This is a genomic window from Streptomyces adelaidensis (assembly GCF_016598475.1).
In the GTDB taxonomy this organism is placed as follows: domain Bacteria; phylum Actinomycetota; class Actinomycetes; order Streptomycetales; family Streptomycetaceae; genus Streptomyces; species Streptomyces adelaidensis.
Map to the genome: position 1 here is coordinate 1 of NZ_JAEMUX010000157.1, position 8,605 is coordinate 8,605.

The 8,605-nt window shown below is 69.0% G+C and carries 12 protein-coding genes; 1 reads left to right on the plus strand and 11 read right to left on the minus strand.

Annotated elements, in window-relative coordinates; genetic code table 11:
* The 11 genes from I8N67_RS40155 to I8N67_RS40205 form a co-directional block, all read right to left on the minus strand.
* Window positions 1-1,138 (minus strand): replication initiator (locus tag I8N67_RS40155; protein ID WP_200309252.1); only part of this gene is annotated, 1,138 nt, incomplete at its 3' end.
* 131 nt (window positions 1,139-1,269) lie between these two features.
* Window positions 1,270-1,533, minus strand: a complete 264-nt coding sequence (locus I8N67_RS40160) for a SpdD protein (RefSeq protein ID WP_200309253.1) — start codon at window positions 1,531-1,533, stop codon at window positions 1,270-1,272.
* Between the two features lie 37 nt (window positions 1,534-1,570).
* Window positions 1,571-1,765, minus strand: coding sequence for a hypothetical protein (locus I8N67_RS40165; protein ID WP_200309254.1), 195 nt, complete (start codon window positions 1,763-1,765; stop codon window positions 1,571-1,573).
* A gap of 40 nt (window positions 1,766-1,805) precedes the next feature.
* Window positions 1,806-1,997, minus strand: coding sequence for a mobile element transfer protein (locus tag I8N67_RS40170; protein WP_033530338.1), 192 nt, complete (start codon window positions 1,995-1,997; stop codon window positions 1,806-1,808).
* A complete protein-coding gene (locus I8N67_RS40175; RefSeq protein ID WP_200309255.1) occupies window positions 1,997-2,197 on the minus strand; it encodes an RING finger protein in 201 nt (66 codons plus the stop codon). The genes I8N67_RS40170 and I8N67_RS40175 overlap by 1 nt, the downstream gene beginning before the upstream one ends.
* 19 nt (window positions 2,198-2,216) lie before the next feature.
* Complete coding sequence (locus I8N67_RS40180) at window positions 2,217-2,891, minus strand: DUF2637 domain-containing protein (protein WP_200309256.1); 675 nt, start codon at window positions 2,889-2,891, stop codon at window positions 2,217-2,219.
* 83 nt (window positions 2,892-2,974) lie between these two features.
* Entirely contained in the window at window positions 2,975-4,351 is a 1,377-nt protein-coding gene (locus tag I8N67_RS40185; RefSeq protein WP_200309257.1) for an FtsK/SpoIIIE domain-containing protein, read from the minus strand.
* 5 nt (window positions 4,352-4,356) lie between these two features.
* Window positions 4,357-4,707, minus strand: a complete 351-nt coding sequence (locus I8N67_RS40190) for an SCO3933 family regulatory protein (RefSeq protein WP_033530342.1) — start codon at window positions 4,705-4,707, stop codon at window positions 4,357-4,359.
* A 121-nt stretch (window positions 4,708-4,828) separates the two neighbouring features.
* A complete protein-coding gene (locus I8N67_RS40195; protein ID WP_200309258.1) occupies window positions 4,829-5,557 on the minus strand; it encodes a GntR family transcriptional regulator in 729 nt (242 codons plus the stop codon).
* A gap of 62 nt (window positions 5,558-5,619) precedes the next feature.
* Window positions 5,620-6,084, minus strand: a complete 465-nt coding sequence (locus I8N67_RS40200; protein WP_200309259.1) for an ATP-binding protein — start codon at window positions 6,082-6,084, stop codon at window positions 5,620-5,622.
* Between the two features lie 279 nt (window positions 6,085-6,363).
* Window positions 6,364-7,104, minus strand: coding sequence for a GntR family transcriptional regulator (locus I8N67_RS40205; protein ID WP_200309260.1), 741 nt, complete (start codon window positions 7,102-7,104; stop codon window positions 6,364-6,366).
* A 146-nt stretch (window positions 7,105-7,250) separates the two neighbouring features.
* On the opposite strand from I8N67_RS40205, the gene I8N67_RS40210 reads away from it, so the two are divergent.
* Window positions 7,251-8,294, plus strand: a complete 1,044-nt coding sequence (locus I8N67_RS40210; protein ID WP_234047039.1) for a DUF1152 domain-containing protein — start codon at window positions 7,251-7,253, stop codon at window positions 8,292-8,294.
* Window positions 8,295-8,605 lie beyond the last annotated feature (311 nt).

An 8,605-nucleotide genomic window follows, 5' to 3' on the forward strand; every position in this document is an offset into this window, starting at 1 on the left:
CGGCGCGGGCGTCGCGGAGGGCGCCGAGGGTGGTGGAGTAGCGGCGGGACTTGGTGGAGAAGTGGCCGCGGAAGCCGAGCATGTGCGCCCAGGCGCGTAGGCGGAGATCTGCCAGCTCGGGGCGCGCGCCGAGGGTCCAGGCGGTGCGGATCATGCGGCGGGCGTGGTCGGTGATCCGGGACCCTGCCAGCTCGGCGAGGAAGCGGATCGGCCGGTCAAGGGTGCCGGTCGCGGTCTCGGCGCCCTTGGTGGCGTACTTGGCGATGTACGCCGCTACGGCCCGCTCGGTCAGCTCCTGGCCGCCGTCGAAGTCGGCCGAGCGGATCGGACGGACATCGAGCTGACGGCCGAAGGTGAAGGTGTGGGCCCGGCCGTCGACGGTCGGGCCGCTGACACGGGCGGCGGTGGCAGCGGCGTGGATCGCGTCGCTCAGCAGCTCGGCCGTAGCCCACGCCGGGGGTGAGGTGTCGCCGCCCTCAGGGCCGTCGAGGCGGATGATCGCGTGGAAGTGCACTGCACCGCGCTTTTGGTACTCGGCGACCTTGGCGAAGGAGATGCGGGCGTGGTCGCGGAAGGCGCGTTGGGTGAGGCCGGCCAGCTTGGCGACCTCACGGCGGAGGTAGATGGAGAACCGGCGCCACAGGGCCCCGGCGTGCGCGTTCCAGAGCACGGCCGCTTCGTAGTCGTACGTGTCTGGGGCGAGGGGTGTGCCGAGGGCCGGGTCTGTGTCGTCGTGCCGGGCACCGCAACGGCAGGGCCGCCCGCTGGAGGGACGGTTGTGGACCGGGCCGAAGCCCGGCGCGGTGAAGGTGGCGAAGACGCGCGGGTGCGTGCCGACCTGTTCAGGGGTGCCCTTGCCGCCGCGCAGTCCGGCGGTGATCAGGTGGTAGGTGTCGCGGCGGTAGACCTCCGCGCAGGCCGCGCAGCGGGTGGCACGGCGGTTGTTGCAGCGGACAAGGAGGTTCCCGGCGGGGAGGGCGGTCGAGTCGAGGTGGTGCAGGACGCGCCCGACTTCACCGGTCGTCGTGTCGACTGCGTACTCGGTGCGGTGGCCGTCGAGGCGTACGGGGTGGGTGCAGCCGCCCAGGCCGGAGAGTTGGCGGGCCAGTTCGGGCAGGGTGCCGAGTGAGGCGAGCATGGAGAGTTCCGCCAGCGGGGGCGGAGTCTGCCGGGTGATGATGGGACTTCCTTTCGGCTGTTTCGGCGGTTGGGAGGGACGGCCCCGGGGCGGCGGGATGCTTGGCGGCTTGTTGCCGCCCCGGCGGCCGGTCAGCGCTTGTCGGCGCCGTTGACGAGGGAGCGCAGGACGACGGCGGCGATGGCCACGGAGATGGCCGAGACGGCGACCGCCGCCAGGAGCGCGGTGAGGACGACCCCGACGACGACCACGGCGGCGACCGCGCCGACACCGACGCCCACGAACGGGGCGATCGGGCGGCCGGCGGAGTGAGCTGGAACCGGGGCGTGGTTCTGCGGGATGTGCGTGGTGATGCTCGGGACGTGCGGAGTGTCGGGCAGCTTGGGACGGAACACGGCGGGTCTCCTTTGCCGGTTGTGTGCGGTCGTTGGCTCAGTCGCGGTTGCCGTTGACGACGTCGACCCCGGAGCGGGTGCCGGACTCGATGGCCGGGGCGAGGACGGTGTGCGAGAGCCAGAAGCCGAACAGCGCGATCACGGCGGCGACCCACAGGCGGACGCCGAGGAACTTGATCGCGGCCCAGGCGATGACGCCCAGGACGAAGACGAGCGGCAGCGAGATGGTCACGGGATCTCCTCGGGTGTGTCGTCTCGGGTGTCGTCTGGGATCAGCGGACGGCGCAGCGGTGGGTGCGTGCGGCCAGCTCGGCGGCGGCCCGGCTGTCGTAGTCGGTCGAGAAGCCGCAGCGCGGAGCCGTGCAGGCGGCGGTGTGCTTCTCACGGCCACGGCCGTCGTAGTACGTGCCGACCTGGACGGGACCGATGCGGACGAGGTTGCGGAAGCGGCGGTTGGCAGGCATCAGGGGTTCTCCTTCGGGTCGTTGTCGATCTCGCCGGTGAAGTCGGTGACGTGGTCGGCGAGCCAGCGCAAGATCTCGTCGCCTTCGTAGGTGTCGGCGGCGAGGATCACGGGTTCGGCGATGAGCACGGCTTCGGTGAGGCGGTTCTGTCGTGTCAGCTCGGCGGCGCGCTTGAGTGCGCGGAGCGTGGACGGTCGCAAGGTGGAAAGTCCTCCGAGATCACGTGAGTTGAGCGGCGATGGCTTCGGCCAGCGGCATCGGGACACCGAGCCGGGCACGAAGGGTCGAGGTGTCGATGGGGGTGCCGGTACGGGCCCGGTGTTCGTCGGCGACCTTGCGTGCGAGGGCGACGAGAGCGGGCGGTACGGGGGTGAGACGTACGGGGGCGGACGAGGGCGGAGCCGACCCGACTTCGACGGACGGCAGCTCGGCCACCGTCGCGGGCGGCTCCACCTCTGTGGCGTGCGGTTGAGGCGCCAGGTCCGTGACCGTCGACGGCGGTTCGGTGTCGCCCATGGCGCGGGGGGTCTTCGGTGCGCCGTGGGCGAGGAGCGTGCCGCCGAGGAAGGCCACCGCAGGCCACCCGGCGACGACGATGCGCAGCCAGGCAGGCACGTTCTCCAGGTCGAGAAGCCCAGCGGTGGCGACGTTGGCGCCGAGTGAGGCGACCAGTGCGACGAGGAACCAGCACCACCCGGCGGCTTTCGCCTCCCCCGAGCGGAGCCGCCGCCAGGCCGCCACCATCAGCAGGTCGACGGAGACCGGGTAGGCCCACGCCTTCCAGCCGTCCTGTCCGGCGGCGGAGGCAAGGTCGTGCAGGTGGGCGAAGGACAGCGCGGCGGCGATGAGCGCCTGGACGAGTACGGCGTCCACACGGACGGGCAGGGCACGCACGGCGCGACTCCTTCCGGTTTCAGGCATGGGTGGGGTAGGGACGTGGCGCGGGACGGCCGCGCCGACCGTGGGAGCGGGTGCGGCTACTCGGCGACGGGGAGAGGAGTGGCTACCGGCCTGGACGCCTCCACGGGCGTGGGCGGGACGTAGGGGCGGAAGGGCACGAGCGCGGGCACGTCGGGTGCGAGGTGGGCCGTCTCGCGGCAGATGGCCGCCGCTTCGGCGAGGGAGAGGTGAGGCGTACGGATGCGGGACCAGCCGCCGGACGTGTCGCCGACGACGGCGAGGCCGGGCAGCTCGGGCGCGATGCCGCAGGCCGCGTACACCGCCTCAGGGGCGATGTCACCGAGCGCCATCTTTGCGGAGGCTTCATCGTTGACGCGGTGGCAGACACGGCCGGTCAGCTGCGCCCGGAGCATGGTGGCGCCCTTGCCCAGCTCGGCGCCGAAGCGCTGTCCGCACACCTCCAGATAGATGCCGGCCGCGCGACCGAGCTGAGCGAGCCGGATGAGCTGGGTGACCATCTCGTCCCGCCGTTCCTCCTCCTTCCTGGTGGCGACGAGGAAGAGTTCCGCCACCTCGTCGATGAACAGCACGATGGGAGCAGGCCGTTCGTCGTCCGGCAGCCCCCAGATGTCCGAGGTGATCAGCTCGTCCGGGGTCCCGGGGCCGATGCCCTGCCGTGCCTTGATCAGGTCGTAGCGGTCCTCCATTTCCTTCACCAGCACGGGCAGCAGCTCGGCCGCCTGTGCCGGGTCGGTGGCGAGGGCGGAGAGCCGGGCCGCGAACGGTGCCAGCTCGACGCCGCGCTTGCAGTCGATCCCGACGAGGACGACCGGCTGAGCGGCCAGCCCGGTGAGCAGGTTGCGCAGGAACATGGACTTGCCCGACAGCGTGGCGCCGAGGACGAGTTGATGCGGAACGGCCCGGTAATCCCTTACGAAGGCCGTCGCGTCCTCGCGCAGAGCCACCGGCACCCGAAGCGGCCCGGAGCCGGTACGGCGGGGCATCCGCACCTTCCGCAGGACGTCGAAGCCGACAAGCCGCAGTTCCACGACCCCGGGCTTGACGTCCCGCACGTACACGGCGTGAACGCCCCAGGCGTGCCGCAGACGTTCGGCCGAGGCCGCCACATCCGCAGGTTCCTGCCCAGGAGCCAGCCGCAGCCGGAGCCGCAGGCCGGTCGAGGTGGGCCGGATCATGCCCCGCCGAGGCGGTACGGGCCGGATCTCCCGCCGAGTGGTCGCCTTGACGGCCAGCGCCCGCCACCGGGACGGCGGGACCGTCAGGCCGCACGCGTCCATGGTGGAGGAGTACGAGGCCAGCAGCCGGGCCACCGAGACCGGCAGCCCGACCGTGGACCAGTACGCCGCAGGGTGGGCGTGCCGGGCGTAGAGCGCGCCGCCGCCTATCGCGGCAAGCGGCGCACCCCACTCGGCCAGCGTCACCAGGTCGGTCACGGCGATCAGCCCGCCTGTGCCATCGGGAAGGCACCCGGAGCCACGGCGGTGGCCCTGTAGGCGATGCCGTGCCGCTGCTGGCCGTTGAACACGCTCTCCCACGGCCGGGCGATGAGCCCCGGCAGCGAGACGGGAGCACCGACCGTCAGCCCGTCGGTCACTCCGCTCTCGGGGATGGTGACCTGGATCAGTGACGACTCGCCTTCGTCGATGAAGACGACGCCGACCGTCATCAGTGCCTCACCGCTCACGGCATCCTTGGCGATCTCACCGGTCTGCCGGTCGCGCACCTTGGGCGCCGGCGCTTCGGTGAGCAGGATCGTGGCGGTCGAGGCGTCAATGCGGATCACACGCACAGAGTTTCTCCTTCGAGTCGATCAACTCGTCACCCGACAAGTTGACTTAGCAAGTTCGAAGCTAGAGATGACAGGTTGACTTGTCAAGTGGAGTTATGGGCGAACTCGCCTGAATCAGGCGTCAGTTCAAGCGGTAGGTGTCTTCGAGTTCCTGACGATCGGCAGGAAGCAGCACGTCAGAGACTTGCAACGCCTGCCCGGACGCATCGCACACGATGACCAGGACACTGAGCACGGGCACCCCGTCCGGCAAGCCCAGCAGCTCGGCTTCACCACTCTCAGGCAGTCGAGCCGAGACCCGCTCCGTCACATGGTCGTAGCGGACTTTCTTCCGAGCTTCCACATGCTTGCGCACACTGCCACTCAGGGTCTCGGCACTCGCCAGGTCGGTGCCCTCGACCAGGCCGGCGGGAAAGTACGACGAGGCCAACTCGACCGCTTCACCGTCCTCCTCCACCAGGAAGCGGCGCATGAGGACCTTGGCTCGCTTCGGAAGCCCGAGAGCGGAAGCGACACGCGCCGGAACAGCGACTTCAGCGACTTCGATCAGGCGCCCCGAGGCCCCCGACTCATCGCGCTCCAGGGCTTCGCGCCCTCGCCGATCCTGCTGCTCAACAACTTCCGGACGGCCCCGAACGATCGTGCCGTAGCCCTGTCGGGACTCCAGCCAGCCATCGCGCTTCAACAGCTCCAACGCACGCACGACGGTCGGGCGGGACATCCCAAAAGCCTGCACCAACTGGTTCTCACTGGGCACCCGAGTACCAGGCGGATAGGTGCCGTCCTCAATGCGGCGCTGGAGCGTCTGCGCGAGGCGCACATACTTCGGTGCCGCCACTTCATACGCCATGAACGCCGCCTGTCGAGATTGGCCAAGTCAACTGGTCAACCAGACTAGCGACAACTGGGCCGTCAGGACAGAACAGGCCCGAAGCCCTCATCGGACGGCCACGCGTCGGCAACGTCGAAGGAGACGACTGTCCCGCCGAAGCGACTTGGACCGGAGTGCCACGACTCGGCGATGGAGTCGACGAGGAGCAATCCCCGCCCATGGGCATCGTTGGCCTCCGGTTGCCGCATGCGCACACTCGCGGGAAACCCGGGATTGTGCACCTCGATCCGAAGCGACGTCTCCACGCGGTACCAAGCAACGCGCACCGTCCAGGTCTCGTCAGCCCGTCCGTAGAGAATGGCGTTGGTCACCAGCTCCGAGATCATCAACACACAGTCGTCGATCGAGCAGGCTGGGTTGTACGGGGCGATGAACTTCCGGAACCAGCGCCGCGCCCGAGGTACGGACTCCGCGACGGGGTGCAAGGTCATGGCACCGAGTCGCGGTGAGTCCGCAGAGGGAAAGCGGTCGATCGTGTAGGCCATCCGCGCTCACTCCTTGCCGCTGCCGTCGCAGTCGAGGCAGCGTCGTTTCGACGTGGCACCGAGGCGGTCATTGGCCGTGGAGAGCGCCAGTGCCGTGCGGGAGCCGACGCGCTTCCAACCGCGCCCCCGGCATCCCCGGCAAGTTGCACGCGCGCCCTGGTCCGGCCGCTGACTCGTCACTCCGTGCCCCCTTCCGAATCCAAGTGGCCTTAGCCACTTCCTGGATAGTGGCATTAGCCACTTGGACTGTGCAAGCGGTTCGACACAACTCCCAGGCCATCAGGTGAGCGGGTAGCCCTGCTCGAACGCCCAGCGATGCGGCGGATAGGTGGCTTCGGCGAACTCCAACGGCCGGTCCTGGAGGTCGAAGACGACATGATGAACGATCAGGACCGCAGACCCGGCTTGCAGCTGGAGGTCTGCCGCCTCCTCCTCCGTCGCACTGCGGGCACACATACGGTCTTCGGCGTAGCTCCCCTGGCGCCCCGTCATGTTCTCGACGTACATGAGCGTCCCCTCCTGGATCCGCTCCGGCTCCAGGAGCTTCGGGGCGCGATGGCCGACATCCGGAGCGAACCACGAGGTAGACAGCGTGATCGGCCCGTCCTGGTTGTTCGTCACCCGACGCCGATGCACAGCCCGCAGATCCTTGACCAGGCCCAAAGCCTCAACGACGTGATCCGGGGCCTCCATCCAACCGGCCGAGGTGATCACCGCGTACTCACCGGGCGTGTAGATCTTCCCGGTCTGCCGAGCCCGCCCGTACAGCTCACGCGCCCGACGGTTGACCTCCAGGCTGCGCACATACGTGCCCGATCCCTGGCGCTTCTCGACGAGCCCCTGATGGCTCAGCGCCTCCAACGACCGCGCGGCAGTAGGACGGGACACCTTCCAGTTCGCAGCCAACTGCCGCTCCGAGGGCACCTCGTCCCCCGGCCGCAGGTCGCCCCGAAGGATCTGATCACGGATGTAGTGCGCGATCTGGAGATACTTCGGCTGAGCCTCTTCGATCTGAGGCATGCCTCTCCTCCTCATCTTCCCAGCCCAAGTGGCTATGGCCAGTAGCCACTATAGAGTGAGTGGTCAACCCTCGACCCCGTACGCTGAACCGCATGAAGCGGTTGATCGTCGCAGCAGGAGGAGGGGGCGACGCAGTCGCCGCCTCAATGCTTCACGCCGCCCTCTACGGCGACGAGGACCAGGCGGTGATCCTCACGTACGCGTGGGACCGCCTTTTGATCGACCCGGTACCGGGCCCCCGAGGACCGGACAACTTCACCGGCCTCCAACGCCTCACCCCAGCAGTCTGGGCAGTGCCGGCCGAGGCCCGTCCGATCGCTCCAGCAGGCTCCACACTCCCCCGACTCGCAGCAGAGCTCCCGCACAGCTTCGCGCTGATCGACCCACACCACGGAGTCGAGGGCATCACCCGCCAGCTCGAAGAGTTGGTAAGCCACTTCTCACCGGAGTCGATCGATCTCTTGGACGTTGGCGGAGACATCCTCGCCCGAGGCGATGAGCCGACGCTGAAGAGCCCGCTCGCCGACGCCGTCACCCTTGCAGCGTGCTGCCAGGTGAACGCACAGATCCGCCTCCTGGTGGCAGGCCCTGGCCTGGACGGCGAACTGCCTCCCGATGAACTGCGCGGAATGCTCGGCCCGCTCGTCCACACCGTCACGGCCAAGGACGTTGAGTCGGTCGGCTCGGTCTTGGAGTGGCACCCCTCCGAAGCAACCGGGATGCTCGCGGCTACGGCCCGAGGTGTACGCGGCACGTGCGAGATGCGAGACGCCGGCCTTCCCGTCCCTCTCAGTGACGAAGGGCCGACCGTCCATGAAGTCGACCTAGACGAAGCCCTGAGCCGCAACCAGTTGGCACGCGCCATCACGACGACCCCCACCCTGGACGAGGTAGAGGCACACAGTCGCGAAATCTGCGGCTACTCGGAGATCGACTACGAGCGCAACAAGGCCGCATGGCTCACGGAGCAGCCACCGGTGAAGCTCGACCCCCAGGCCGTGCTGTCTCAACTCGACCAGTTCGAGGCCGAGGCCCGGAGCCGCGGAATCACCCACACGACGTTCCGCCGCATCACTGAGGCGATGAACCTGAACGGTTCCCTACGCGAGGACCTGCGCCAACTGCTCATCAGCAGCCGTCCTGAGCGCTACGAGGCGCCTTTGTGGCGCATCACATCCACTGTTGAGTAACAACCTTCTTCACGGGTTTTCAAGGCGGCTCGCTCCGCTCCCCGCGCGCGGCCCGGCCCCCGGCCGGGCCTGCGCTCCTGTCTCCGCCCCGCTCCAGCCCGGCCGGCGCCCGTACCGCGCGCACAGCAATCAGACGCCTGATGCCAGAGAAGGGGTACGTCGTGGCTGGGGCGGTCGGCTCCACGGCTTTACGGAGCCACTTTGGCGCGAGCCTCGAAGATCATGGCCCCAACGTCGTGCTTTACCGGGCAGGTCCACAGACTGCCCGACGCGCCGGAAGCTTACGGGGCCATGATCACTCGCGCCAAAGC